The 26,722-nt window shown below is 51.9% G+C and carries 26 protein-coding genes; 14 read left to right on the forward strand and 12 right to left on the reverse strand.

The features are described from left to right. Positions 1 to 44 precede the first annotated feature (44 nt). The 5 genes from citT (at position 45) to uspG (ending at position 3,852) form a co-directional block, all read left to right on the forward strand. Positions 45 to 1,508 carry a citrate/succinate antiporter CitT gene (citT, locus tag ACJHYW_RS08640; RefSeq protein ID WP_000050328.1) on the forward strand — a complete coding sequence of 488 codons (1,464 nt, stop codon included), beginning with the start codon at positions 45 to 47 and terminating at the stop codon, positions 1,506 to 1,508. Between the two features lie 113 nt (positions 1,509 to 1,621). Beyond that, positions 1,622 to 2,428 carry a ribonuclease I gene (gene rna, locus ACJHYW_RS08645; RefSeq protein ID WP_001295857.1) on the forward strand — a complete coding sequence of 269 codons (807 nt, stop codon included), beginning with the start codon at positions 1,622 to 1,624 and terminating at the stop codon, positions 2,426 to 2,428. A gap of 229 nt (positions 2,429 to 2,657) precedes the next feature. Beyond that, positions 2,658 to 3,068 carry a nucleoside diphosphate kinase regulator gene (rnk, locus tag ACJHYW_RS08650; RefSeq protein ID WP_000089731.1) on the forward strand — a complete coding sequence of 137 codons (411 nt, stop codon included), beginning with the start codon at positions 2,658 to 2,660 and terminating at the stop codon, positions 3,066 to 3,068. 142 nt (positions 3,069 to 3,210) lie between these two features. Continuing rightward, positions 3,211 to 3,300: a small membrane protein YldA gene (yldA, locus tag ACJHYW_RS08655; RefSeq protein ID WP_001287361.1), complete on the forward strand. Its 90-nt coding sequence runs from the start codon at positions 3,211 to 3,213 to the stop codon at positions 3,298 to 3,300. 123 nt (positions 3,301 to 3,423) lie between these two features. Beyond that, a complete protein-coding gene (gene uspG, locus ACJHYW_RS08660) occupies positions 3,424 to 3,852 on the forward strand; it encodes a universal stress protein UspG (RefSeq protein ID WP_001308472.1) in 429 nt (142 codons plus the stop codon). Positions 3,853 to 3,972: 120 nt separating this feature from the next. Here the strand turns inward: uspG and ahpF are convergent, their stop codons facing one another. Both ahpF and ahpC read right to left on the reverse strand, forming a co-directional pair. Then, the gene (gene ahpF, locus ACJHYW_RS08665; RefSeq protein ID WP_000887629.1) at positions 3,973 to 5,538 is read right to left on the reverse strand and encodes an alkyl hydroperoxide reductase subunit F; all 1,566 of its coding nucleotides are present in this window, start codon (positions 5,536 to 5,538) and stop codon (positions 3,973 to 3,975) included. 128 nt (positions 5,539 to 5,666) lie between these two features. Further along, positions 5,667 to 6,230: an alkyl hydroperoxide reductase subunit C gene (gene ahpC, locus ACJHYW_RS08670; RefSeq protein WP_000052796.1), complete on the reverse strand. Its 564-nt coding sequence runs from the start codon at positions 6,228 to 6,230 to the stop codon at positions 5,667 to 5,669. Positions 6,231 to 6,601: 371 nt separating this feature from the next. On the opposite strand from ahpC, the gene dsbG reads away from it, so the two are divergent. The 4 genes from dsbG (at position 6,602) to ACJHYW_RS08690 (ending at position 10,424) form a co-directional block, all read left to right on the forward strand. After that, positions 6,602 to 7,348, forward strand: a complete 747-nt coding sequence (dsbG, locus tag ACJHYW_RS08675) for a thiol:disulfide interchange protein DsbG (RefSeq protein WP_001301891.1) — start codon at positions 6,602 to 6,604, stop codon at positions 7,346 to 7,348. A 204-nt stretch (positions 7,349 to 7,552) separates the two neighbouring features. Beyond that, positions 7,553 to 8,455, forward strand: a complete 903-nt coding sequence (gene citR / locus ACJHYW_RS08680; RefSeq protein WP_001361272.1) for a DNA-binding transcriptional repressor CitR — start codon at positions 7,553 to 7,555, stop codon at positions 8,453 to 8,455. 146 nt (positions 8,456 to 8,601) lie between these two features. Next, a complete protein-coding gene (locus ACJHYW_RS08685) occupies positions 8,602 to 9,822 on the forward strand; it encodes a phosphoadenosine phosphosulfate reductase (RefSeq protein WP_000029771.1) in 1,221 nt (406 codons plus the stop codon). Beyond that, complete coding sequence (locus ACJHYW_RS08690; RefSeq protein ID WP_000502940.1) at positions 9,795 to 10,424, forward strand: IbrB-like domain-containing protein; 630 nt, start codon at positions 9,795 to 9,797, stop codon at positions 10,422 to 10,424. Before ACJHYW_RS08685 ends, ACJHYW_RS08690 begins: the two co-directional genes overlap by 28 nt. Here ACJHYW_RS08690 and ybdL read toward each other — a convergent pair whose 3' ends face one another. Then, entirely contained in the window at positions 10,425 to 11,585 is a 1,161-nt protein-coding gene (gene ybdL, locus ACJHYW_RS08695) for a methionine-oxo-acid transaminase (protein WP_000183928.1), read from the reverse strand. A 108-nt stretch (positions 11,586 to 11,693) separates the two neighbouring features. Between ybdL and hcxA the strand changes: the two genes are divergently transcribed. Beyond that, a complete protein-coding gene (gene hcxA, locus ACJHYW_RS08700; RefSeq protein ID WP_001120411.1) occupies positions 11,694 to 12,782 on the forward strand; it encodes a hydroxycarboxylate dehydrogenase HcxA in 1,089 nt (362 codons plus the stop codon). 9 nt (positions 12,783 to 12,791) lie between these two features. Here hcxA and ACJHYW_RS08705 read toward each other — a convergent pair whose 3' ends face one another. From ACJHYW_RS08705 to entC, 7 genes are all read right to left on the reverse strand, one after another. Further along, the gene (locus ACJHYW_RS08705) at positions 12,792 to 12,989 is read right to left on the reverse strand and encodes a YbdD/YjiX family protein (protein WP_000460431.1); all 198 of its coding nucleotides are present in this window, start codon (positions 12,987 to 12,989) and stop codon (positions 12,792 to 12,794) included. A gap of 154 nt (positions 12,990 to 13,143) precedes the next feature. Continuing rightward, on the reverse strand, positions 13,144 to 15,249 hold the full coding sequence (gene cstA / locus ACJHYW_RS08710) for a pyruvate/proton symporter CstA (protein WP_001043146.1): 2,106 nt from the start codon (positions 15,247 to 15,249) through the stop codon (positions 13,144 to 13,146). Positions 15,250 to 15,429: 180 nt separating this feature from the next. Then, complete coding sequence (entH, locus tag ACJHYW_RS08715) at positions 15,430 to 15,843, reverse strand: proofreading thioesterase EntH (RefSeq protein WP_000637959.1); 414 nt, start codon at positions 15,841 to 15,843, stop codon at positions 15,430 to 15,432. A 2-nt stretch (positions 15,844 to 15,845) separates the two neighbouring features. After that, on the reverse strand, positions 15,846 to 16,592 hold the full coding sequence (gene entA / locus ACJHYW_RS08720) for a 2,3-dihydro-2,3-dihydroxybenzoate dehydrogenase EntA (protein WP_000347644.1): 747 nt from the start codon (positions 16,590 to 16,592) through the stop codon (positions 15,846 to 15,848). After that, complete coding sequence (entB, locus tag ACJHYW_RS08725) at positions 16,592 to 17,449, reverse strand: enterobactin biosynthesis bifunctional isochorismatase/aryl carrier protein EntB (RefSeq protein WP_001007113.1); 858 nt, start codon at positions 17,447 to 17,449, stop codon at positions 16,592 to 16,594. The genes entA and entB overlap by 1 nt, the downstream gene beginning before the upstream one ends. 13 nt (positions 17,450 to 17,462) lie before the next feature. After that, positions 17,463 to 19,073: a (2,3-dihydroxybenzoyl)adenylate synthase EntE gene (gene entE / locus ACJHYW_RS08730; RefSeq protein ID WP_061092801.1), complete on the reverse strand. Its 1,611-nt coding sequence runs from the start codon at positions 19,071 to 19,073 to the stop codon at positions 17,463 to 17,465. 9 nt (positions 19,074 to 19,082) lie between these two features. Further along, positions 19,083 to 20,258 (reverse strand): isochorismate synthase EntC, encoded by a 1,176-nt coding sequence (gene entC / locus ACJHYW_RS08735; protein WP_001361270.1) that lies wholly within the window; start codon positions 20,256 to 20,258, stop codon positions 19,083 to 19,085. Between the two features lie 188 nt (positions 20,259 to 20,446). Between entC and fepB the strand changes: the two genes are divergently transcribed. After that, positions 20,447 to 21,403, forward strand: a complete 957-nt coding sequence (gene fepB / locus ACJHYW_RS08740) for a Fe2+-enterobactin ABC transporter substrate-binding protein (RefSeq protein ID WP_001234343.1) — start codon at positions 20,447 to 20,449, stop codon at positions 21,401 to 21,403. A 3-nt stretch (positions 21,404 to 21,406) separates the two neighbouring features. Here fepB and entS read toward each other — a convergent pair whose 3' ends face one another. Beyond that, entirely contained in the window at positions 21,407 to 22,657 is a 1,251-nt protein-coding gene (gene entS, locus ACJHYW_RS08745; protein ID WP_001041787.1) for an enterobactin transporter EntS, read from the reverse strand. 110 nt (positions 22,658 to 22,767) lie between these two features. On the opposite strand from entS, the gene fepD reads away from it, so the two are divergent. Genes fepD through fepC form a run of 3 tightly spaced genes read left to right on the forward strand, consistent with a single transcriptional unit; the run spans position 22,768 to position 25,573 of the window. After that, the gene (gene fepD, locus ACJHYW_RS08750) at positions 22,768 to 23,772 is read left to right on the forward strand and encodes a Fe(3+)-siderophore ABC transporter permease (protein WP_001317683.1); all 1,005 of its coding nucleotides are present in this window, start codon (positions 22,768 to 22,770) and stop codon (positions 23,770 to 23,772) included. Continuing rightward, complete coding sequence (gene fepG, locus ACJHYW_RS08755; protein ID WP_000640927.1) at positions 23,769 to 24,761, forward strand: iron-enterobactin ABC transporter permease; 993 nt, start codon at positions 23,769 to 23,771, stop codon at positions 24,759 to 24,761. Before fepD ends, fepG begins: the two co-directional genes overlap by 4 nt. After that, entirely contained in the window at positions 24,758 to 25,573 is an 816-nt protein-coding gene (gene fepC / locus ACJHYW_RS08760) for an iron-enterobactin ABC transporter ATP-binding protein (RefSeq protein WP_000140634.1), read from the forward strand. The genes fepG and fepC overlap by 4 nt, the downstream gene beginning before the upstream one ends. Here fepC and wzz(fepE) read toward each other — a convergent pair. Beyond that, positions 25,570 to 26,703 carry an LPS O-antigen length regulator Wzz(fepE) gene (gene wzz(fepE), locus ACJHYW_RS08765; RefSeq protein WP_410233352.1) on the reverse strand — a complete coding sequence of 378 codons (1,134 nt, stop codon included), beginning with the start codon at positions 26,701 to 26,703 and terminating at the stop codon, positions 25,570 to 25,572. The genes fepC and wzz(fepE) overlap by 4 nt on opposite strands. Positions 26,704 to 26,722 lie beyond the last annotated feature (19 nt).

The raw sequence follows: 26,722 nt of genomic DNA on the forward strand, positions 1-26,722 counted from the left end.
TAAGCACTTGATAAAATTGGAATATTAATTGTCGGAGAACCCGTATGTCTTTAGCAAAAGATAATATATGGAAATTATTGGCGCCCCTGGTGGTGATGGGTGTCATGTTTCTTATCCCTGTACCTGACGGTATGCCGCCGCAGGCGTGGCATTACTTTGCAGTGTTTGTGGCAATGATTGTCGGCATGATCCTCGAGCCAATTCCGGCAACGGCGATCAGTTTTATTGCGGTTACTATTTGCGTTATTGGCAGTAATTACCTGCTCTTTGATGCCAAAGAATTAGCTGACCCAGCGTTTAATGCGCAAAAACAGGCGCTGAAATGGGGGCTGGCTGGTTTTTCCAGCACCACGGTATGGCTGGTATTTGGCGCATTTATTTTTGCATTAGGGTATGAAGTTTCCGGGTTAGGTCGTCGCATTGCCCTTTTCCTGGTGAAATTCATGGGCAAACGCACGCTGACGTTGGGTTATGCGATTGTCATTATCGACATTCTGCTGGCACCGTTTACACCGTCCAACACCGCGCGTACCGGGGGTACGGTTTTTCCGGTCATTAAAAACCTGCCGCCGCTGTTTAAATCATTCCCGAACGATCCGTCCGCGCGTCGTATTGGCGGCTATTTGATGTGGATGATGGTCATTAGTACCAGTCTGAGTTCGTCCATGTTTGTCACCGGTGCGGCACCAAACGTGCTGGGTCTGGAGTTCGTCAGCAAAATTGCCGGTATCCAGATTAGCTGGTTGCAGTGGTTCCTCTGCTTCCTGCCGGTTGGGGTTATCTTGCTTATCATTGCGCCGTGGCTTTCCTACGTGCTGTACAAACCGGAAATCACACACAGTGAAGAAGTGGCAACCTGGGCGGGTGATGAACTAAAAACCATGGGTGCACTGACGCGCAGAGAGTGGACGCTGATTGGCCTTGTATTGCTCAGCTTAGGTTTGTGGGTATTTGGCAGTGAAGTCATTAATGCTACTGCGGTAGGTCTGCTGGCAGTTTCGCTGATGCTGGCGCTGCACGTTGTGCCGTGGAAAGACATTACTCGCTATAACAGCGCATGGAACACGCTGGTCAACCTGGCAACGCTGGTTGTTATGGCGAATGGCCTGACCCGTTCTGGCTTTATCGACTGGTTCGCCAACACGATGAGTACACACCTGGAAGGCTTCTCACCAAACGCAACGGTGATTGTACTGGTTCTGGTGTTCTACTTTGCACACTACCTGTTTGCCAGCCTGTCTGCGCACACCGCAACCATGCTGCCGGTTATTCTGGCCGTCGGTAAAGGTATTCCGGGCGTACCAATGGAACAACTGTGTATTCTGCTGGTGCTGTCTATCGGTATCATGGGCTGTCTGACGCCGTATGCAACCGGTCCTGGGGTGATTATTTACGGCTGTGGCTATGTGAAATCAAAAGATTACTGGCGACTTGGTGCAATCTTCGGGGTGATTTACATCTCTATGCTGCTGTTGGTTGGCTGGCCGATTCTCGCCATGTGGAACTAATACGTTCGCCAAACGCTGAATAAATCATCACGCCCGCCAGGTAAGCCCACCTGGCGGGCTTTTTTATGATTTAATAGATAGTATTCAGTATATGTATGAGTTCCACACCCATTATGAAAGCATTCTGGCGTAACGCCGCGTTGCTCGCGGTTTCTCTGCTTCCCTTCTCTTCTGCCAACGCCGTGGCGTTGCAGGCAAAACAGTATGGCGATTTTGATCGCTATGTCCTGGCCCTCTCCTGGCAAACCGGATTTTGCCAGAGTCAACACGATCGAAATCGTAACGAACGAGATGAATGTCGCCTGCAAACCGAAACGACCAACAAAGCTGATTTTCTGACCGTACATGGTCTGTGGCCAGGATTGCCTAAATCGGTTGCTGCCCGTGGTGTTGATGAACGCCGCTGGATGCGCTTCGGTTGCGCTACTCGCCCAATCCCGAATCTACCAGAAGCGCGCGCCAGCCGAATGTGTTCATCTCCGGAAACCGGGTTATCGCTGGAAACGGCAGCTAAACTAAGTGAAGTCATGCCAGGAGCTGGCGGACGTTCCTGCCTGGAACGCTACGAATATGCCAAACACGGTGCCTGCTTTGGTTTTGATCCAGACGCATACTTCGGCACGATGGTACGCCTGAATCAAGAAATTAAAGAGAGCGAAGCCGGAAAATTCCTTGCGGATAACTACGGTAAAACAGTGAGCCGCCGTGACTTTGATGCCGCCTTTGCCAAAAGCTGGGGAAAAGAGAACGTGAAAGCAGTTAAGCTAACGTGCCAGGGTAACCCTGCGTATTTGACTGAAATTCAGATCTCGATCAAAGCTGACGCCATCAACGCTCCGCTTTCTGCCAACTCATTCTTGCCACAACCACACCCAGGCAACTGTGGCAAAACCTTTGTGATTGATAAAGCAGGTTATTAATCCTCTGATTTACAAAACACGCTAATTCGTCTTCCATAAACCATGACGATTAAGATTTATACATAATGCGCTACATTGAGGAATTCCCTGAATGTGACGCAAATCACTTCAAAGAGTGAGCAACAGTCAGTATCATCATGTGAGTTAAACCCTCGCCGCCTGACGGTGAGGGTTTTCTTTTGGGTATGTTTATCTGCGACACTCGCAGTACCGACGACATGGAGTAAAAATGTCCAGACCAACTATCATCATTAACGACCTGGATGCCGAACGCATCGATATTCTGCTGGAGCAACCCGCCTATGCTGGTTTGCCAATCGCCGACGCGTTAAACGCAGAGTTGGATCGCGCCCAAATGTGTTCGCCAGAAGAGATGCCACACGACGTGGTGACAATGAACAGCCGGGTTAAATTCCGCAATCTTAGCGATGGCGAAGTGCGTGTGCGCACGCTGGTGTATCCGGCAAAAATGACCGACAGCAATACTCAGCTTTCCGTTATGGCTCCGGTAGGTGCCGCACTGCTGGGGCTGCGCGTTGGCGATTCCATTCACTGGGAACTTCCGGGCGGCGTTGCAACCCACCTTGAAGTGCTGGAACTCGAATACCAGCCAGAAGCTGCTGGCGATTACCTGCTTTAATCCCATCTGCACAAGCGATAACTCGCTTTGCCCAGAGGATGCACTCGCATCCTCTTTCCGCTCAAATATCAACCAGATTTATCATTTTGCTCTTAAGCGCAGCATTCTAATCTGAACTGGTTATTCATCTGCGGAACCTCATATGAGCGAAGCTCTCGGTATCACTGCATTTTATATATTCATAGCCGCAATTATTGTTGCTGCAGTGCTATACCTTGAACAACGCTGGTAGCGCCTGGTTTTATTTATTTTCCAGCTCAATAGCAAATTCAGATCAAATCAGCCTCGCAAATCATAGATTCATAACCAATAATGTGCTGTTATGTATACATGCAAAAACAAGGAGAGAATGCTTATGTACAAAACAATCATCATGCCAGTGGATGTTTTCGAAATGGAATTGAGCGACAAAGCGGTTCGCCACGCTGAATTCCTCGCCCAGGATGACGGAGTTATTCATCTACTTCACGTACTACCGGGGTCAGCCAGCCTGAGCCTGCACCGTTTTGCCGCTGATGTACGTCGTTTTGAAGAGCATCTGCAACATGAAGCAGAAGAACGTCTGCAAACGATGGTCAGCCACTTCACCATCGATCCTTCCCGCATTAAGCAACATGTCCGTTTTGGTAGTGTGCGGGATGAAGTTAACGAGTTAGCGAAAGAACTTGATGCAGATGTAGTAGTGATTGGTTCGCGTAACCCATCGATTTCAACTCATCTGTTGGGTTCTAACGCCTCGAGCGTGATCCGCCACGCCAATTTGCCGGTGCTGGTTGTGCGTTAATTGCCAGAATAAGTATCCCGCCCTGCCCGGAGCCATCCCTGCAGGGCTTTTTAATGCAATAAAAAAGCCGCCAGGTTTGACCCCGGCGGCTAAGCAATTGCAGGTGAATCTTACTTCTTCTTATGCAGTTTTGGTGCGAATCAGGTAGTCAAAAGCACTCAGAGAGGCTTTGGCACCTTCGCCAGTGGCGATGATGATCTGCTTGTAAGGAACCGTCGTACAGTCACCCGCTGCGAACACGCCTTTGACGTTGGTTTCACATTTCGCATCAATGATAATCTCACCCATGCGGTTACGTTCGACTGCGCCTTCCAGCCAGTTGGTGTTCGGCAGCAGACCAATCTGGACGAAAATACCGGCCAGTTCGATGTTGTGAATATCGCCGCTGACACGATCGCGATATTCCAGACCTACGACTTTGCTACCGTCGCCTTTCACTTCCGTGGTTTGCGCATTCAGAATAATGTCGACGTTTTTCAGGCTGCGCAGTTTGTCCTGCAGAACCTGGTCGGCTTTCATTTCTGGCGCAAATTCCAGCAGCGTTACGTGCTCAACGATACCCGCCAGGTCAATTGCCGCTTCCACGCCGGAGTTACCGCCGCCGATAACCGCTACGCGTTTGCCTTTAAACAGCGGGCCGTCGCAGTGCGGGCAGTAGGTCACGCCTTTGGTGCGATACTGATCTTCGCCAGGAACGTTCATGTTGCGCCATTTTGCACCGGTCGCCACGATAATGCTGCGTGCTTTCAGTACCGCGCCAGAAGCTGTTTCAATCTGATGCAGGCCGCCTTCAACCGCTGCCGGGATCAGTTTGCTCGCGCTCTGACTGTCGATCACATCAACGTCGTATTCATCAACATGAACTTTCAGCGCACCTGCCAGTTTCTGGCCTTCGGTCTTCGGTACAGAAATGTAGTTTTCGATATCAACGGTATCGAGGATCTGACCACCAAAACGTTCGCCCATCAGACCGGTACGGATGCCTTTACGTGCGGAGTAAATTGCTGCCGCTGCACCCGCCGGGCCGGAACCAACGATTAATACGTCATAAGCATCACGCTTGTTCAGCTCTTCTGCCGCACGTTTTTCCGCACCAGTATCAATTTTGGCAACGATTTCAGTCAACGTCATGCGGCCCTGACCAAACTCTTTCCCGTTTACGAACACTGCCGGAACGCCCATCACGTTGCGATCGGTGATTTCGTTCTGGAAGGTGCCGCCGTCAATTGCAGTGTGCTTGATGCGCGGGTTCAGTACGCTCATCAGGTTCAGCGCCTGCACCACGTCCGGGCAGTTGTGGCAAGAGAGCGAGTAATAGGTTTCGAATTCAAAATCACCGTCAATATGGCGAATCTGCTCCAGCAGTGACTGCGCTTCTTTCGACGGATGACCACCGGTCCACAGCAACGCCAGTACCAGCGAGGTGAACTCGTGGCCCAGCGGGGATCCTGCAAAACGTGGCCCCTGGTTGGAACCTGGGTTAGTGATCAGGAAAGACGGCTTACGCACCGGCAAGCTGTTATCTTCTTTAAAGGTGACTTTGTCTGACAGTTCTGCGATTTCAGCCAACAGTTCCTTGATTTCTGCCGATTTAGCGCTGTCATCCAGCGTGGCAATTAACTCAACAGGCTTGGTCAATTTCTCAAGGTAAGCCTTGAGTTGAGTTTTCATATTTGTGTCGAGCATGTTTATCTCCTGGGCTTTAAACATCATCATGCAAGCGGCCTCTGCGGCTACCTGGATGCAGCTTGCATCATGGTGCGGGGAAGAAAATCGGGTGCCGCAGCACCCGATTAATTACGCGATTGCGGAACTTAGATTTTACCAACCAGGTCCAGAGACGGAGCCAGAGTTGCTTCACCTTCTTTCCATTTAGCCGGGCAAACTTCACCTGGGTGAGAAGCTACGTACTGTGCTGCTTTGATTTTACGCAGCAGGTCAGACGCGTCACGGCCAATGCCTTCAGCGGTAACTTCGATTGCCTGGATGATACCCTGCGGGTCAACAACGAAGGTCGCACGGTCAGCCAGACCTTCATCTTCACGCATGTTGTCGAAGTTACGGGTCAGGGCGCCAGTCGGGTCGCCGATCATCGCATATTTGATTTTAGCGATGGTTTCAGAGCTGCTGTGCCATGCTTTGTGGGTGAAGTGAGTATCGGTAGATACTGCGTATACGTCTACGCCCAGTTTCTGCAGTTCTTCGTAATGGTCAGCAACGTCACCCAGTTCGGTCGGGCATACGAAAGTAAAGTCAGCCGGGTAGAAGAAGAAGACGCTCCAGCGGCCTTCGGTATCTTTTTCGGTGATTTCGATGAATTCGCCGTTTTTGAATGCCTGGTTTTTAAAAGGTTTAATTTTGGTGTTAATCAAGGACATCTATACTTCCTCCGTGTTTTCGATGAGATGTAAGGTAACCAATTTTTGCCGATTCGGCTAATGCGTTTCCATTATCAAATCGATAAGTTTTACCTTACAACCTTCGTAAGACAACTTTGTGAACTTTGCACCGCCAGCGGCGATAAAAAGTAAAATGGCCCCCTTTCCAGGTGACCGTGTAATCTGAACTACCCTTTGGTATCTTCAGCGCCTGCCTGCAGGCTGAGGTGTTGCCCTTACAAATGCAACAACGACATGGATTACAACACCCTCATAAACAAAGGGCAATCACCTGATCTAAGCTCTTACCTATGACAGTGATAGGTTATGCCTTTTACTCGACTTTTGCACTGACTGAAAAGGACAAATTAATGTTAAAAAAGATACTTTTACTGGCTCTGCTTCCTGCAATCGCCTTCGCAGAGGAACTTCCTGCCCCAGTAAAAGCGATTGAAAAACAGGGCATTACAATCATCAAAACGTTCGATGCTCCCGGAGGAATGAAAGGTTATCTCGGCAAGTATCAGGATATGGGCGTCACCATCTACCTGACTCCAGATGGTAAGCACGCTATCTCCGGTTACATGTACAACGAGAAAGGTGAAAACCTGAGTAACACACTTATCGAAAAAGAAATTTACGCACCCGCCGGACGCGAAATGTGGCAACGGATGGAACAATCCCACTGGCTCCTCGACGGTAAAAAAGACGCGCCGGTCATTGTCTACGTCTTCGCCGATCCGTTCTGCCCATATTGTAAACAGTTCTGGCAGCAGGCTCGCCCGTGGGTAGATTCTGGCAAAGTGCAATTAAGAACATTGTTGGTTGGCGTTATCAAGCCAGAAAGCCCGGCGACAGCAGCGGCAATTCTTGCCTCCAAAGATCCCGCAAAAACCTGGCAAGAATATGAAGCCTCTGGTGGCAAGCTTAAGCTAAACGTGCCTGCAAACGTAAGTACAGAGCAAATGAAAGTGTTAAGCGATAACGAGAAACTGATGGACGATCTGGGGGCAAATGTCACGCCAGCTATCTATTACATGAGTAAGGAAAATACACTGCAACAGGCCGTGGGGTTGCCCGATCAGAAAACGCTTAATATCATTATGGGGAATAAATAAAATATAATTCATGGATGGTTGAAATATATTCCTGCTTTTCAACCATCCTAAAAAAGCATGAATTGCTCGTAACCCACCTGACAGCTATGCTATTTTAGAAAATCTTAATCCAAAGTTAAGCAGAAAAACATAACACATATAAATACAACAACATTATTGATCAAGTGAATGATTTATGGAAGAGACAATACAACGGAGTATGTTATGGCTAATCTTTATGATCTAAAAAAATTTGACCTCAATTTACTGGTTATATTTGAATGTATTTATCAACATCTCAGCATTAGTAAAGCGGCAGAATCATTATATATAACGCCCTCTGCTGTTAGTCAGTCGTTACAACGTTTACGTGCGCAATTTAATGACCCGTTATTCATTCGCTCAGGGAAAGGTATCGCGCCGACTACAACAGGGTTAAACCTGCATCACCATCTTGAGAAAAATCTCAGAGGCCTTGAACAAACGATCAATATCGTTAATAAGTCTGAACTAAAGAAAAATTTTATTATCTACGGTCCTCAGCTTATTTCTTGTACTAATAACAACATGCTAATCCGCTGTCTTAGACAAGATACTTCAATCGATATAGAATGCCATGACATACTGCTTTCAGCTGAAAATGCCGAAGAACTGTTGGTTCAACGCAAAACTGACCTGGCAATTACACTACAACCAGTAATTAGTCGCTCTGTCATCTGCATGCCGTTACACACTATTCGCAATTCCCTTATATGTAGCAACAAACATCCTCGTATTACTGATACCAGTAACTATGAACAAATTATCGCCGAAGAATTCACCCTGTTGATATCTAAATCAGCAGGGATTGACGAAATTCAAATGGACATAGATGAACGTTTTATGAACCGTAAAGTTTCATTTCGCAGTTCTTCTTTGATGACTATAATTAATAGTATTTCTGTTACTGACTTATTAGGCATTGTGCCCACCGAACTGTACAATTTACATCGTGACTTTTTGAAGTTAAAAGAAATAAAACTGGAACAACCTCTTCCTGCGGTTAAACTTTATATTTCCTATAACAAGGCTTCGTTGAACAACCTTGTCTTCTCCCGATTCATAGATCGTTTAAATGATAGCTTCTGATTCATTACCACTGACAAATAATATATTACGCATCAATTAATTCATTATGTGAATATAAAATAATGTGCTCTATCTTGCTTCGTTTATCCTATAATTAGCGGATTCATCTCACGAGTCACCCCGTAACGTTCAGAGAGCGTTTTTAGATGTCTATTTATAAAATCCCGCTTCCACTGAATATTCTGGAAGCTGCAAAAGAACGTATTACCTGGACACTTAATACCCTACCCCGTATCTGTGTTTCTTTTTCGGGTGGTAAAGATTCCGGATTAATGCTGCATCTGACCGCCGAAATTGCCCGACAAATGGGCAAAAAAATCTGCGTTTTGTTTATCGACTGGGAAGCGCAGTTCTCATGCACTATTAACTATGTTCAGTCATTACGTGAGTTTTACGCCGATGTCATCGAAGAGTTTTACTGGGTTGCGCTCCCGCTTACGACGCAAAATTCCCTTTCTCAATACCAACCCGAATGGCAGTGCTGGGAACCTGATGTCGAATGGGTACGTCAGCCCCCGCAAGATGCGATAACCGATCCTGACTTTTTCTCCTTTTACCAGCCTGGCATGACCTTCGAACAATTTGTGCGTGAGTTTGCCGAATGGTTTTCGCAAAAACGTCCGGCGGCGATGATGATCGGCATCCGTGCGGATGAGTCCTACAACCGTTTTGTCGCCATCGCCAGTTTAAATAAACAACGTTTTGCCGATGATAAGCCCTGGACTACTGCCGCACCAGGCGGTCATAGCTGGTACATTTACCCCATCTACGACTGGAAAGTCGCTGATATCTGGACCTGGTATGCTAACCATCAACAGCTCTGTAACCCACTGTATAATATAATGTATCAGGCAGGCGTTCCTCTGCGTCATATGCGAATTTGCGAACCTTTTGGCCCGGAGCAACGGCAAGGATTATGGCTCTATCACGTTATCGAACCGGATCGCTGGGCTGCTATGTGCGCACGAGTCAGCGGGGTAAAAAGTGGCGGCATTTACGCCGGACATGATAATCATTTTTATGGTCATCGGAAAATCCTCAAGCCAGAACATTTAGACTGGCAAGAATATGCATTATTGCTGCTCAATAGCATGCCGGAAAAAACAGCTGAGCATTACCGCAATAAAATCGCCATTTATTTGCACTGGTATCAGAAAAAAGGCATCGAAGTTCCACAAACCCAGCAAGGGGACATTGGCGCGAAAGATATCCCCTCCTGGCGGCGAATATGCAAAGTTTTACTCAATAACGATTACTGGTGCCGGGCATTATCATTTAGTCCTACGAAAGCGAAGAACTATCAGCGTTATAACGAACGGATAAAAGGAAAACGTCAGGAATGGGGGATACTATGCAACAACGATTAACGCAGGATTTAACCCAATTTCTCGCCAGCTTGCCGGAAGATGATCGCATCAAAGCGATTAATGAAATCCGCATGGCGATCCATCAGGTTAGCCCCTTTCGTGAAGAGCCAGTGGATTGCGTTCTGTGGGTTAAAAACAGCCAACTTATGCCTAATGATTACAACCCAAACAACGTGGCACCACCCGAAAAAAAACTGCTGAAAAAATCCATTGAAATAGATGGTTTTACCCAACCCATTGTGGTCACGCATACGGATAAAAATGCCCTGGAAATCGTGGATGGTTTTCACCGCCATGAAATTGGTAAAGGCTCATCATCGTTAAAATTACGCTTAAAAGGTTATTTGCCGGTGACCTGTCTGGAAGGTACGCGTAATCAACGCATCGCCGCGACTATTCGTCATAATCGCGCTCGTGGACGTCACCAAATCACTGCCATGTCAGAAATCGTCCGTGAACTCAGCCAGTTGGGATGGGACGATAATAAAATTGGCAAAGAGCTGGGAATGGACAGCGACGAAGTGTTGCGCCTGAAGCAAATTAACGGCCTGCAAGAGTTGTTTGCCGACCGTCAATTTTCCCGCGCCTGGACGGTTAAATAACTACAGCTGGCGCAGGCGTTCTGCTGCTGCCAGCAACGTCGATTCCTTTTTGGCAAAACAGAGACGAATCAGTTTATGTGGGAAGGGATCGGCGCAAAACACCGACAGCGGAATCGCCGCTACGCCGTGCTCCCGCGTCAGCCACTGGCAAAACTCAACATCATCCATCGTAGATACGGCGCTGTAATCCACCAGCAAAAAGTATGTACCTTCGCACGGTAAAATCTCCAGCCGACTTTCATTTAAGGCATTCACCAGAATATCGCGCTTCTGGCGATAAAAGTCCGGTAACGCAAGATAATGCTCAGGTTCTGCACGTAGCATATCGGCAAGCGCCAACTGTGCCGGGGTATTCACCGAAAAGGTCAGATACTGATGCACTTTGCGGATCTCGGCGCTGATGGGCGCAGGTGCAACGCAATACCCCACTTTCCAGCCGGTCATATGATAGGTCTTGCCAAACGATGACACCGCCACCGCTCGCTCACGCAATTGCGGATGCGCCAGCACGCTGGCATGACCCTGTTGTGAAAAATTGATGTGCTCGTAGACTTCATCGCTAATGACAAAAATCTCGTGCCCGCCGATCGCCTGCCACAAAGCGGCGAAATCAGCCTGCTGCCAGACAGTGGCACTGGGGTTATGCGGGGTGTTGAGGATCACCAGTCGGGTGCGCTCGCTTAACAATGCGGCAAATTCCTGCCAGTCCACGCGAAAATGCGGTGGTTGCAGTGCCATACGCTTCACTATTCCCCCAGAAAGCGCGATGGCGGGCGCGTAACTGTCATAGCTGGGATCAAAGCAAATCACTTCATCGCCATTGCGAACCAATGCAGTAATCGCTGCGTATAGCGCTTCCGTCGCCCCTGCTGTTACGGTGATATCGCTGTCGGCATCTGGTTGATAGCCATACAGCCGTTCCGTTTTCTGAGCAATCGCCTCGCGTAATGCTTGCACGCCGGTCATGGGTGCGTATTGGTTTGCCCCCTGGGCAACGTGGTACGCCAGCCGTTCCTGCAAATAGCGCGGACCATCAAAATCAGGAAAGCCTTGCGACAGGTTAATCGCCTGGTGTTGCTGCGCCAGTGCACTCATCTGGGTGAAAATAGTGGTGCCAAGTTGTGGAAGTTTGCTTTGTGGAATCAGAGGGTTATTTGTCATTTTTATTGTGCCTGATGAAGTTGCGTGTTGAAGGCACTATAACACGATGCTAGTATTTGGCAATCAAGACGTTTAGATGTCTAAATAAAACAATAAGGACAACACAACATGCCTCACAATCCTATCCGCGTGGTCGTCGGCCCGGCTAACTACTTTTCACATCCAGGAAGTTTCAATCACCTGCACGATTTTTTCACTGATGAACAACTTTCTCGCGCGGTGTGGATCTACGGCGAACGCGCCATTGCTGCGGCGCAAACAAAACTTCCGCCAGCGTTTGAACTGCCAGGGGCAAAGCATATTTTGTTTCGTGGTCATTGCAGCGAAAGCGATGTACAACAACTGGCGGCTGAGTCCGGTGACGATCGCAGCGTGGTGATTGGCGTCGGCGGCGGCGCACTGCTCGACACCGCGAAAGCCCTCGCCCGCCGTCTCGGTCTGCCGTTTGTTGCCGTTCCGACGATCGCCGCTACCTGCGCAGCCTGGACACCGCTCTCTGTCTGGTACAACGATGCCGGACAAGCGCTGCATTATGAGATTTTCGACGACGCCAATTTTATGGTGCTGGTGGAACCGGAGATTATCCTCAACGCGCCGCAAGAATATCTGCTGGCGGGGATCGGTGACACGCTGGCGAAATGGTATGAAGCGGTGGTGCTGGCCCCGCAACCAGAAACGTTGCCGTTAACCGTGCGGCTGGGGATTAATAACGCGCAGGCCATTCGCGACGTCTTGTTAAACAGTAGCGAACAGGCGCTTGCCGATCAGCAAAATCACCAGTTAACGCAATCATTTTGCGATGTGGTGGATGCCATTATTGCTGGTGGTGGGATGGTTGGTGGTCTGGGCGATCGTTTTACGCGTGTGGCGGCAGCTCATGCCGTGCATAACGGTCTGACCGTGCTGCCGCAAACCGAGAAGTTTCTCCACGGCACCAAAGTCGCCTACGGAATTCTGGTGCAAAGCGCCTTGCTGGGTCAGGATGATGTGCTGGCGCAATTAACCGGGGCGTATCAGCGTTTTCATCTGCCGACTACGCTGGCGGAGCTGGAAGTGGATATCAATAATCAGGCGGAGATCGACAAAATGATTGCCCACACCTTGCGTCCGGTGGAATCCATTCATTACCTGCCGGTCACGCTGACACCGGATACGTTGCGTGCAGCGTTCGAAAAAGTGGAATCGTTTAAAGCCTGACGTACAAATTTAGCAGCAGCGCGCGCCGCCTTTTCCACCGTAGCGAGCGTCCTGCCGCTCACGGAAAAACTCCTCGTAGGTCATCGGCGTTTGATCGGGATGGTTAACCCGCATATGTTCGACATAGTTGTCGTAATCAGGCATACCAATCATCAGTTTCGCCGCCTGACCTAAATATTTTCCGGCTTTTGCCAGTGAATCAAACATCTAAACCTCCGGTAAACAGGTTGCTGAGAGGGTGCTATCAACGCGCTCGGTCAGTCCCCTCGCCCCACAGGAGAGAGGGTTAGGGTGAGGGGGAACCCTCGGCACCATGCCAACTTTCGCCAACATTCGCCAACATTCCCCCCTCACTCTGACTTTAGTGCGCGCCTTTTGCCTGCGCCACGATCTCCTCGACATTTTCCGGCATTGGCTCATACGGCGTTTCTTTCGCCGTTGGCTTCGGCTCTTTCAATGCCGCAAGTGCCGTCTTAATCGAGAACAGTGCCAGAACCACCACGACCACCATAAAGAAGATGGTTAACCCGGCATCCAGACGGTTGTTGAACACCAGTTGCGCCAGCTGTGACTCAGTATACTGCGACGGAATATTGCCGCTGTCGATCATTGCCTGGAACTTATTAGCAATGGCCAGGAAGCCGACTTTCGCATCCGGGCTAAACGCTTTCTGCCAGCCAGCGGTCAGGGTACAAATCAGCAGCCAGGCCGTTGGTACCAGCGCCACCCAGGCGTAACGTTGACGTTTCATTTTGAACAGCACCACAGCACAGAGCATCAGCGCCATCCCTGCCAGCATCTGGTTGGCAATACCAAACAGCGGCCACAAGGTGTTAATACCGCCCAGCGGATCGACCACGCCCTGATGCAGGAAGTAGCCCCACGCCAGCACGCACAGCGCCGTTGCCAGCAGGTTAGCAGGCAGTGAATCGGTCCGTTTCAGGCCCGGAGACACCACGCCCAGCAGATCCTGCAACATAAAGCGCGCAGCACGCGTACCTGCATCCACCGCCGTCAGAATAAACAGTGCTTCAAACAGAATGGCGAAGTGATACCAGAACGCCACATCCATCATGCCGCCCAGAGCACCGTGCAGAATGTAGGCCATCCCCACCGCCAGGGTCGGCGCACCGCCCGCACGGGAAATGATCGACTGTTCACCCACTTCGCTGGCAATCTGGTTTAGCGTATCCGGGGTAATCGCAAAGCCCCAGCTACTCACCACCTGCGCGGCAGAAGCAACCACATCCGCCGTCCCTGCCGGAGCCAGCACTGCCATCGGGCTGTTCATAGCGAAGTACACACCTGGATCGATGATACAGGCGGAAACCAGCGCCATAATCGCCACGAAGGATTCCATTAACATCCCGCCGTAGCCGATAAAACACGCCTGCCCTTCGTTCGCCAGCATCTTCGGTGTAGTGCCGGAAGAGATCAGCGCATGGAAGCCAGACACCGCGCCACAGGCGATAGTAATAAACAGGAACGGGAACAGGTTACCGGTCCATACCGGGCCAGTGCCATCGACAAATTTAGTTAGCGCAGGCATGGTCAGCGTCGGGCGCATAATCAGAATGCCTACCGCCAGACCGACGATAGTCCCGATTTTCAGGAAGGTTGAGAGGTAGTCACGCGGGGCCAGCAGCAACCACACCGGCAGCACCGCCGCCACAAAACCGTAACCCACCAGCATCCAGGTCAGCTGCACACCCGTAAAATCAAAGTACGGTGCCCAGGTCGGGCTTTCTGCCACCCAGCCGCCAGAGATAATGGCGAAAATCAGGAATACCAGGCCAATCACCGACACTTCGCCAATACGCCCCGGACGCAAATAGCGCAGGTAGATCCCCATAAACAGCGCCAGCGGAATGGTGAACGCAACGGTATACGTTCCCCACGGGCTATGAGTCAGGGCTTTCACCACGATCATCGCCAGCACGGCAAGGATAATGACCATGATCATAAAGCAGGCCACCAGCGCTATCACCCCGGCGGTTGGCCCCATCTCTTCTTTGACCAGCTCACCCAGCGAGCGACCGTCACGGCGCGTAGAAACAAACAGCACCATGAAATCCTGCACCGCACCGGCGAGAACCACCCCGGCGAGCAGCCAGATCATCCCTGGCAGGTAACCCATTTGCGCCGCCAGTACCGGCCCAACCAACGGACCTGCTCCGGCAATGGCCGCAAAATGGTGACCGAACAGCACTTTTTTGTCCGTCGGCACATAGTCCAGCCCGTCGTTATGGCGCACCGCTGGCGTCATACGCGTCGGGTCAACCGCCAGCACATTTTTGGCGATATACAGCCCATAAAAACGGTAAGCGATCAGATAGATACAGACCGACGCCACCACAATCCACAGCGCGTTGATCTGTTCCCCACGATTTAAAGCAATGTATCCCAGAGCAAATGCTCCCATTACAGAGAGCACTGTCCAGACGAGGTATTTCCCTGATTTGTTCATAGTTGTTATCCGTGTGCGTGTCCATAGAGATGTTACATTTTGTTTCTATAACATCTTTGTACAATTTAACAACACAGCAACCATGTAAATCAGAATTAAAACCAATATTTAACTTAACAACGTTAACTCGATCACTCCGTTAACCGAATTTTCCTGCAATCTCATTTTATTCTGTCGGGTTCATCCCAAAACCGCTGTGCCCAGCCGACAGGTGCAGCAACGCCGCCCCTGTTCATCGAAAACGACGATTTCCCAGCTCTGATTTTGTCGTCCAAGATGCAGCGGCTGGCAGATGCCGCGTACCTTTCCCTCAGACACCGGGCGATGATGTGTGGCGTTAAGCTCCGTGCCCACCACGCACTGTCCGTCGCGAGTCATCATAAATCCGGCCATCGATCCCAGGGTTTCCGCCAGCGCCGCCGACGCGCCGCCATGCAGCAGGCCAAACGGCTGATGAGTACGGGTATCAACCGACATTTCGGCTTCCAGCACATCATCGCCCAGACGGGTATACACAATTCCAAGATGCGCCACCATTGTGTTATCGCTGGTGGCGTTCAGTTCGTCGAGCGTTAAATGGCGTTTCCAGATCATGCTTATGCCCCCAGTGTTGAGCCGCCATCTACCACAATATCCTGTAGGGTGATATGGCTTGCGAGGTCAGAGGCGAGGAACAAAATCGTATTGGCGATCTCTTGTGGACGGGCGATTTTCCCCAGTGGAATGCCGAGTTTAAACTGCTCGCCAAAGCCGCGAATACGCTGCTCTTCGGCGTCATCACTCACCCACAGCGTGCGTTGCATATCGGTGTCGGTGGACCCCGGGGAAACCACATTACAGCGCACACCGCTACCCGCCAGTTCCAGCCCGACGCTCAACGCCAGGCTTTTCAGCGCCGCTTTCGACGCACCGTAAGCACTCATACCAATACGCGGCGTGTGTGCAGCGTCGGACGCCACAGTAACAATCGCCCCGCCCCGCTGACGACGAAACTGGTTCATGGTCTGCTGGAACAGGTTAAACGCACCGCCGACGTTAACCGCAAAAGTCTGCTGCCAGTCCTCCTTGCTGAGCTGATCGGTCGCGCCCATGCGCAAAATTCCCGCCGCATTGACCAGCACGTCCAGTCGCTCCGTTTGCGCTAACAGTCGCTGACACACTTGCGCCACCTGCGCAGCGTCGGCTACATCCATTACTTCGGTCGCAAAGGGATATTGCTCCAGAGTGAACGCTTGATCAAAACCTGTAACTTTCGCTCCGGCCTCAACAAATGCCAGCGCCGTGGCGTAGCCAATACCTTTCCCCGCGCCGGTTACCCAGACATTTTTGCCGCTGAAATCCATCATTTCACCTCGCGGGAGAGTAGCTTCCACCAGGCGTCGATGGTCGGATTTTTCGCCAGCATGACAAAATCGATATCGCCATGCACTTTGCGCCAGCGCGCCGCCAGCGCCATCATGCGCACCGAATCCAGACCGTAATCAATTAGGTTGTCGTCATCGAACGGTTCATCGGACTCGTCCAGCAACGGCAGGATCACCTCACGCAGCGCCGATTTGCTGGCGGGGATAGGTGCTGGCAGCAATTCTTCGGTCATCACCACCCGGCCAGAACGTCCGGCCACATATTTCAGCGACATCAAATGCTCGTCACGGCTGAAATCGGCCAGCGCATCTGCCACCATAAACGGTTTAATATCGCGCATAAATGCGTCGGTTGCGGTGGTCATACAGCCAATGTGGGCGTACACCCCGGTTATAATCAGTTGGTTACGGCCACTCTCTTTGAGCATTTGTTCCAGCGGAGAACGATGAAACGCGCTGTAGCGCCACTTCACCAACACCGTGTCGTCGGCATCTGGCGTCAGGCGATCCACCACCTTTTGCTGTTCCGGTGAACGGGTCAGGCCCGGCCCCCACATATCATTCAACAGCGCCCGATCTTCATCGCTCTGCTCTTTCGGCTGGGCGGTGTAATAAACCGGAATATTGTGCTGTTTGCAGTAGTCGCGTAGTGCCGCAATATTCGCGATCACCTGCTCCATCATCGGACAGTTCTCGCCCCAGAAGCTGACAAAATAGTCCTGCATATCATGGATTAACAACGCGGCACGTTGCGGCTCAAAGGCCCAGTTGACTTTATTGTGCGGAATATCGTGAGACTCCGGCAGTGCGTAAGCCTGTAATTTTGGAATAGCCATCGTGTTCTCTCCTTCAGACTGATGCGCGTGACGCCAGCCACTGACGTAATTGTTTTTTATCGACTTTCCCGACCGCCGTCAGCGGAAGTGAATCTACGCACTCCACGCGATCAGGTAATTTAAATTCGGCAATACCCTGTTCACGCAGGAAACGACGCACCTGTACCGCACGCAGTGGTTCTTTTACCACCAGATAAGCACAGCTTTTTTCGCCCATCAGCTCATCTTCCATACTCACCAGGGCGGCGTAGATCACCGCCGGATGGCGCAGTAACAGGTTTTCGATCTCTTCGGCAGCGATCTTCTCGCCGCCACGGTTGATCTGATCTTTCTCGCGCCCCTGCACGGTGATGTACCCCTCTGGATCAATAGAGATCAGATCGCCGGAACAGTAAAAACCGTTGGCATCAAAGGCGCTGGCATTGTGCTGTGGACTTTTGTAATAGCCGCGGAAGGTGTACGGCCCGCGCGTCATCAGGCGTCCAACTTCCCCTTGCGGCAGTGGATTTCCGTCAGCATCGGCAACCCACACTTCATCATCCGGACACATTGGATAGCCCTGGGTATGGATAATTTTCTCCGCGCTATCATCAAGACGGGTGTAGTTCACCAGCCCTTCCGCCATGCCGAATACCTGCTGTAACTGGCAGCCAATCTCTGCGGGAATACGCGCCGCAAGCGTGGCAGAAAGACGTGCGCCACCGACCTGTAACAGTTTCAGCGAGGCAAGCTGCGCCCGGCTTTCACCTTCGGTCAGCGCCTGTAACCACAGGCTGACTGCTGGTGGCACCAGCGCAGTGACGTTCACCTGATGTTTTGCAATCAATGGGAAGCAGAGCGTGGCGCTAGGGTCGGCAGCCAGAACGACCGTGCCGCCAGCGAGAAAGACGCCCAGCGATCCTGGCGAACTCATGGCGTAGTTGTGGGCCGCAGGAATCGCGCACAGGTAGCGTGTCTGTCGTGTGAACTGACAAATCTCGACGCTACGACGTACGCTGTAGTAATAGTCATTGTGAGTGCGTGGGATCAGTTTCGGTGTGCCGGTGGTACCGCCAGAAAGCTGAAAATAGGCCACTTCATCGGCAGGTGACGGTGTGGCAATAAAATCCTCTGCCGGATGGTTAATCGCATCCTGCAAGTTATGTTCGCCGCTATCGTTCAGCAGTTGCACCACGCGAATGGAGGAGTGCTCTGCAACAAATGTATTGAGGAAATCATCCCCGCTAAACAGCGCATGTTGGCGATCGGCAATCAGTAACACCGGTTTAATCTGGCTGGCGTATGCGTTCATTTCACTACGCTGATGACTGAACAGCGCCAGTACCGGTGCAACGCCCAGTTTTAACAGCGCAAAAAAGGTAATATACAATTCAGCGACGTTACCCAGTTGTACCAGTGCGGTTTCACCGGGTTTAATGCCCTGACGACGCAAGCTACAGGCGAGATTATCCGCCGCCTGATTCAGTTCCCGGTAACTCAACTGACGCTCGCCGTCGATGACCGCGATGCTGTCACTCGCAGCGTGGCGAGTCAGAATGTCGGTCAGTGGCAAATCCTGCCAGTAGCCTTTTTCCCGATAGCGACGGGCAAACTCTTCCGGCCAGCGGGTGAATGGAATGCTCATCCTCGCTCCTTAATGCAATCCAAAAACGTTCAACATGGTAGAAAGTTTGACGCCTGTTTCGCGCCACTCACCCAACGGTGAGGACGCAGGCACAATCCCCGCTCCGGCAAACAGACGCACCTGATTTTCCCGCAGCTTCGCGCAGCGGATGGTCACCACCCATTCGCCGTTACCTTCGCTGTCACACCAACCCACAATGCCGCCAAACAGTTCGCGGTCGAACGGCTCCAGTTCAGCAATAACCTGAGTCGCGGCCTGATGCGGGAAACCGCTCAGCGCGGGGGTCGGATGCAGTAGACAGGCCAGAGTCAGTGCGTTTTCTTGCGAATTCGCTTTACCTTCAAAGGGAGTTGCGAGATGCCACAGCGTCGGCGTGGTAATCAATTGTGGAGAGGAGGGAACGTGTAACTCACTACTGCGTTTGCGCAGTACCTCTTTCATCGCCTGAGTCACCAGTTCATGTTCATGGCGATCTTTTTCTGACGCCAGCAGACGATTACCCGCTTCGCGATCGAGCACTTCATCCGGCTGACGACGCGCGGAACCGGCTAACGGAATGGAGCTAAAACGCTCGCCGTCTTTACGTAGCAGCAGTTCCGGGCTGGCCCCCAGCAGAACGCCACCATCAGCCAACGGAACATGGAAGTTGTAACTAACCGGGTTTTGCGCAATCAACCGTTCCAGCAATACGCCACTATCAATGGCGGCGTCAGTGGTGATATCAATCAACCGTGACAACACCACTTTGTCGACCTGCGGCGTGGCGGTAAGTGCGGCAGCACGGGCAACCATCTGTTCAAACGTGGCTTGTTCCGGAATGGCCTGACGTTCCACCACGTTCAGCGACTGGCTGCGGGTGAAACGGCGTGCGGAAGCTTGTTTTTCCTGACGGGAGAACGACTGCCAGGATTCGGGAATATACAGCGACGAAGGCTGACGTGGATCGAAGGGAATAGCCCCGACCATCACCGGATTTTTGATGCCCTGCGCTTTGGCATCGGCAAACAACGCGGCGAGTTTTTGCTGGAAGGGACTGTCGGGCGAATCCCCGTTCACAGCCGGTTCATCGAAGCGGGCGAAACATCCTGACGTCGTAAAACTGCGGTACGGCGACATAAAGAAAAAGCGATTGGGCGCAAGTGTTGCCATGGTCTGCTGTACTTCCTCAGCCAGTGACGTATCCATATCATCCTCCACAAAATGATAAAGGCTTTAATAATGATTATCATTTATATTTTCGGTCGCTAACCTAAAAGCAAACGCGCACTATGTCAACTCTTGAGGTAACGCAATCTGCAACTCGGGGTTGCATCTGTTTGTGGTTACAATGAAAATGAGAAGCATTAACTCTATTAATAACAGGAAGCTAATTTGTGAGACTCGCCCCGCTCTACCGCAACGCCCTTCTATTAACAGGACTTTTGCTTTCAGGAATAGTCGCAGTTCAGGCCGCCGACTGGCCGCGTCAGATTACTGACAGCCGGGGCACTCATACCCTGGAAAGCCAGCCGCAGCGTATTGTTTCCACCAGCGTCACCCTGACTGGCTCACTGCTGGCGATTGATGCTCCGGTGATCGCCAGCGGCGCGACCACGCCAAATAACCGCGTCGCGGATGACCAGGGCTTTTTACGCCAGTGGAGCAAGGTGGCGAAAGAACGCAAACTGCAACGGATCTATATCGGCGAACCGAGCGCCGAAGCCGTTGCCGCGCAAATGCCGGATCTGATTTTAATTAGCGCAACCGGCGGGGATTCGGCGCTGGCGCTGTACGATCAGCTTTCTACCATCGCCCCAACATTAATCATCAATTACGACGACAAAAGCTGGCAGTCGCTGTTAACGCAGCTTGGCGAAATTACCGGGCATGAGAAACAAGCGGCAGAGCGGATTGCACAGTTTGATAAGCAACTGGCGGCGGCGAAAGAGCAAATCAAATTACCGCCGCAGCCGGTCACTGCCATTGTCTATACCGCCGCTGCACACAGTGCCAATCTCTGGACGCCGGAATCAGCACAAGGGCAGATGCTGGAACAACTCGGCTTTACGTTGGCGAAATTGCCCGCAGGGTTAAACGCCAGCCAAAGCCAGGGCAAACGCCATGACATCATTCAGCTTGGTGGAGAAAATCTGGCTGCAGGGTTAAATGGCGATTCACTATTCCTGTTCGCTGGTGATCAGAAAGATGCCGATGCGATTTATGCCAATCCACTGCTCGCGCACCTGCCTGCAGTACAAAACAAGCAGGTTTATGCGCTGGGAACCGAGACGTTCCGCCTGGATTACTACAGCGCCATGCAAGTGCTGGAACGACTTAAGGCGCTGTTTTAAGCATTAACTGTCGGACGCTGTCATCTGCGGCGGCGTCTGGCGAAAACGTCGCAACTCCACCAGCACCAGCAATAACAACACGCCGATAATCAACAAACCAAAACCGCTCGCGCTTGCGGAAGCAACCGGTGTCATCATCGCGCCCAAACCGCCCAGCAGCGCTGCGCCTATGGCATCGCCCGTCACGTTTTGCGCCGTCCACAAACCGTTAATCCGCCCTAACATCGCTTCCGGGGTTTGCGTTTGCAGCATTGTATATTGCAGCAACGAACTAACCGCGCTCAACCAACCGAACAGCGCCAGGCAAACCACGCCTAAAATCCACATCGGCATCAGGCCAAACAGACCAATGGCAAGGAACGATCCCAGCGTGGAGAGCAGCATCAATAACCCTGGTCGCGCACTATGTGCCAGCTTCCCGCTGGTTAACGCGCCAATAGCCGCGCCGAGCGGAATCGCCGCATAGAGAAAACCAATCTGTGCCGCCGACATCTGCCAGTTGTCAGCCAGCGCCGGATACAGGACCCGCACCGCGCTCGCCATCGTCAATAAACCACCCAGCAACGCAATCCCTCCCACCAGCGGGCTGGCGAGTAGAAAACGAAATCCTGCCAGTAATGATTTCAACGGATGCTCACGCGGCTGCGGCGGTGGTGGCAACGCCGGAAGGCTTAACAACGGTAGCAAGGTAATAAACGTGCCCGCCGCCGCCAGTCCGTAGTTCCAGGCTACGCCTCCGGTCGCCAGCAATAAACCGCCAATCATGGGCGAAATCACCGATCCCAGACGCACGGTCAACATGGTGATCGCCCCGGCCTGCATTAAGTTTTCACGCCCTACCAGTGCAGGTGTCGCCGCCAGTAGCGCCGTAACGCCAAGCGATGCGAAAAAACCATCCCATAAACCAAGTAAATAGATTGCCAGCAAAGACGGCTCCGGCAGCAGCGCATTCAGGCACAGTCCAATAAAGCCAATGCCACAGGTGCCACGCGCCAGCAAAATCACTTTTTTACGCTCATAGCGATCCGCCAGCACACCGCCGACCATCAGGCCAACAAACATCGCGCCGCCGGTCAGCGTCACCGAAAGCCCCACCTGCCAGGTAGAATGCGTCATCATCTGGATCTGCACCGGCACCGCGACGCCGAGCAAACCCAGAGAAACAATTGAGATAAAACGAGCGAGGAATACTGCGCGAAACGCCGGGTGCGTTTTCAACAGGCTGAGGTTAAGCAGCCAGGATTGTTTATTCATTACAATGCCTTGCCATCAAATATTTTAAATACCTATTCTTAGGCTGCACATGCTAACATATCCAAATAAGATCGATAACGATAATTAATTTCATTATCATGGAAGTTCGTATGTCTGGTTCTGTTGCCGTGACACGCGCCATTGCCGTGCCCGGATTGCTGTTATTACTGATTATCGCGACGGCATTAAGCCTGCTCATTGGAGCAAAATCACTCCCCGCTTCCGTAGTGCTGGAGGCCCTCTCCGGCACCTGCCAGAGCGCCGACTGCACCATCGTGCTCGACGCACGACTGCCGCGCACCCTTGCCGGTTTACTGGCCGGCGGTGCGCTTGGCCTTGCCGGGGCGTTGATGCAAACCCTCACCCGAAACCCACTTGCCGACCCCGGCTTGCTTGGCGTAAACGCCGGAGCCAGCTTTGCCATTGTGCTGGGTGCGGCGCTGTTTGGATACTCATCCGCGCAGGAACAACTGGCGATGGCCTTCGCCGGGGCGCTGGTGGCCTCGTTGATTGTTGCCTTTACCGGCAGCCAGGGCGGCGGGCAGTTAAGTCCGGTGCGTTTAACCCTGGCGGGCGTGGCGCTGGCGGCGGTGCTGGAAGGGCTGACCAGCGGCATCGCCCTGCTTAATCCTGACGTCTACGATCAACTGCGTTTCTGGCAAGCCGGTTCGCTGGATATTCGCAATCTATATACCTTAAAAGTTGTGCTGATCCCGGTGCTGATCGCCGGAGCAACCGCGCTATTACTGAGCCGCGCGCTGAACAGTTTAAGCCTCGGCAGTGACACCGCGACGGCGCTGGGCAGCCGCGTGGCGCGCACACAGTTGATTGGTCTGCTGGCGATTACCGTGCTTTGTGGTAGTGCGACGGCGGTAGTTGGCCCGATTGCCTTTATTGGCCTGATGATGCCGCATATGGCGCGCTGGCTGGTAGGTGCTGATCATCGCTGGTCGCTGCCCGTCACGCTACTTGCCACCCCTGCCCTGCTGCTGTTTGCCGATATCATCGGGCGGGTGATTGTGCCCGGCGAGTTACGCGTTTCTGTAGTCAGTGCCTTTATTGGCGCACCGGTGCTGATCTTCCTCGTGCGACGTAAAACGCGAGGTGGCGCATGATTTACGTCTCTCGCCGATTAATCATCACCTGTTTGCTGCTAATTACCGCCTGTGTGGTTGCAGGTATCTGGGGATTACGCAGCGGTACCGTCACGCTGGAAACCTCGCAGGTATTCGCCGCGCTGATGGGCGATGCGCCGCGCAGTATGACGATGGTGGTCACTGAATGGCGTTTACCACGCGTGCTGATGGCGCTGTTAATTGGCGCGGCTCTGGGCGTCAGCGGCGCGATTTTTCAGTCGCTGATGCGTAACCCGCTCGGTAGCCCTGACGTAATGGGCTTTAACACCGGGGCGTGGAGCGGCGTGCTGGTGGCGATGGTGCTGTTTGGTCAGGATCTGACGGCTATCGCGCTGGCAGCAATGGTGGGCGGCATTGTCACTTCGCTGCTGGTCTGGCTGCTCGCCTGGCGTAACGGCATCGACACCTTTCGGTTGATTATTATTGGTATCGGCGTTCGCGCCATGCTGGTGGCCTTTAATACCTGGCTGTTGCTGAAAGCGTCTTTAGAAACGGCGCTAACAGCGGGTTTATGGAATGCCGGATCGCTCAACGGCCTGACGTGGGCAAAAACCTCGCCTTCCGCACCCATCATTATATTGATGCTAATTGCCGCCGCCTTACTGGTACGCCGGATGCGCTTGCTGGAAATGGGCGATGATACCGCGTGTGCGCTGGGCGTCAGCGTCGAACGTTCGCGTCTGTTAATGATGCTGGTTGCAGTGGTGCTTACCGCTGCGGCAACAGCGCTTGCCGGGCCGATTTCCTTTATTGCTTTAGTCGCGCCGCACATTGCCCGACGCATTAGCGGCACCGCTCGCTGGGGGCTGACCCAGGCGGCGCTGTGCGGGGCGTTGTTACTGCTGGCGGCCGATCTCTGCGCCCAACAACTGTTTATGCCGTATCAACTTCCGGTTGGCGTCGTTACCGTCAGCCTCGGCGGTATTTACCTTATCGTCTTGTTAATTCAGGAGTCTCGCAAAAAATGACCGAATCAGTAGCCCGTTTGCGCGGCGAACAGTTAACCCTCGGATATGGCAAATATACCGTTGCGGAGAATCTGACTGTAGAAATACCTGATGGTCACTTCACGGCAATTATCGGGCCAAATGGCTGCGGTAAATCCACTTTACTGCGTACTTTAAGCCGCCTGATGACGCCTGCTCACGGGCATGTCTGGCTGGATGGTGAGCACATTCAACATTACGCCAGTAAAGAGGTTGCACGCCGGATTGGTCTGTTGGCGCAAAATGCTACCACGCCGGGCGATATCACCGTGCAGGAGCTGGTGGCGCGTGGACGTTACCCGCATCAACCGCTGTTTACCCGCTGGCGCAAAGAGGATGAAGACGCGGTAACGAAAGCGATGCAGGCCACGGGAATCACTCATCTGGCAGATCAAAGCGTGGATACCCTTTCTGGCGGACAACGCCAGCGAGCGTGGATAGCAATGGTGCTGGCCCAGGAAACGGCAATTATGCTGCTCGATGAACCCACGACCTGGCTGGATATCAGTCATCAGATTGATTTGCTGGAACTGTTAAGCGAACTGAACCGCGAGAAAGGCTATACCCTGGCGGCGGTGCTGCACGATCTTAATCAGGCCTGTCGTTACGCCAGCCATTTGATTGCATTGCGGGAAGGGAAAATTGTTGCTCAGGGAGCGCCGAAGGAGATTGTCACTGCTGAATTGATCGAGCGCATTTATGGTCTGCGCTGCATGATTATTGACGATCCGGTAGCCGGAACTCCGCTCGTGGTGCCGCTCGGACGAACGGCACCTTCAACTGCCAAGATTTAAACTAAGTGCTCTTCCATCACGGCATCCTGTTTTCTAGATGCCATGGCATGGCGCAACAGCACGCCACCACAAGCCACCATACCGCCGATCAACGCAGAAAGGATCACGATAATCGCCTTACCCGGACCGTCTTTTTTTACGGGTAATGACGGACGCAACTGATATTTAAACGGCGTAAAATTCACATCGTTGACATTTGCTTTTGTTAGCTGCTCAACAAGATACTGACGATTACGTAATTCACCGTTCAGTTCCGCAACGTCAGTAACCGCTTTTTCAATTTCCAGTTTGCGTTCAATAGCGTCTGCGCCGAGAGAAATAGAGAAATCGGGGTCATCTTTAACGGCCTGACCATTACTGTAAACGGGCTTTTTAATTCCTGCCGCGTTGGCAATGTCGAGTGAATAATTGAGGCGCTGAATGTTTGCATCAAGTTGATTTTTCGTTTTAATGCGATCCTGAGCCAGTTTTTCTTTTTCAAACTGGGTTTTGATCTCCAGTTTATTACGGACGTTTTCTATCGACTCTTTCACCACCAACGCAGAGATATAATCGATATACCCGCTCAAAACGGTCTGCGCCTCTTCACTGGTTGGCGCGGTAAAACTTAGCGTCCAGGAGGTATACAGTGACGGTTCATCTTTTTTCTTACTGGCATTGTCATCAACCGCTTTCATTTTTTCGCTCAATGCGACGATAGCGCGATGCAAATCCAGTTCGTCGATTTTCGCCTCTTTTAATTGGTCCATCACATAAGGTGATGAGCGCAGGTACTCTTCCAGTAAGCTAATAGACTGAAACTTCTTGATAAATAGATTAAATACTCCATTACGATCGAGATTAACATCAAGATCCAGAACGCACAGTTTAGTAAAGTTTTTCTCCAGGTCCTGCCACTGAATAGCCTCTGCGGGAGTAATGACGGCGGAGCTGGTCCATTTTTGCGGCAGGATGAAAGAGATCAGCAATCCTGTGCAGGCAAACGCAAAAACGACCGCCATGACCGTTTTTTTTGCCCGCCATAAAACGTCGATTAGATTAAGTAAATCAATTTCATTATTACTGGGCGACGCCAGAGGATACTCGGGAAAATGAGCGTCACTTCCCTGTTTAATATTCAGTGATGACATGCGGTATAACCTGAAATGG

The organism is Escherichia sp. WS3063, from assembly GCF_046486595.1.
GTDB classification, from domain to species: domain Bacteria; phylum Pseudomonadota; class Gammaproteobacteria; order Enterobacterales; family Enterobacteriaceae; genus Escherichia; species Escherichia coli.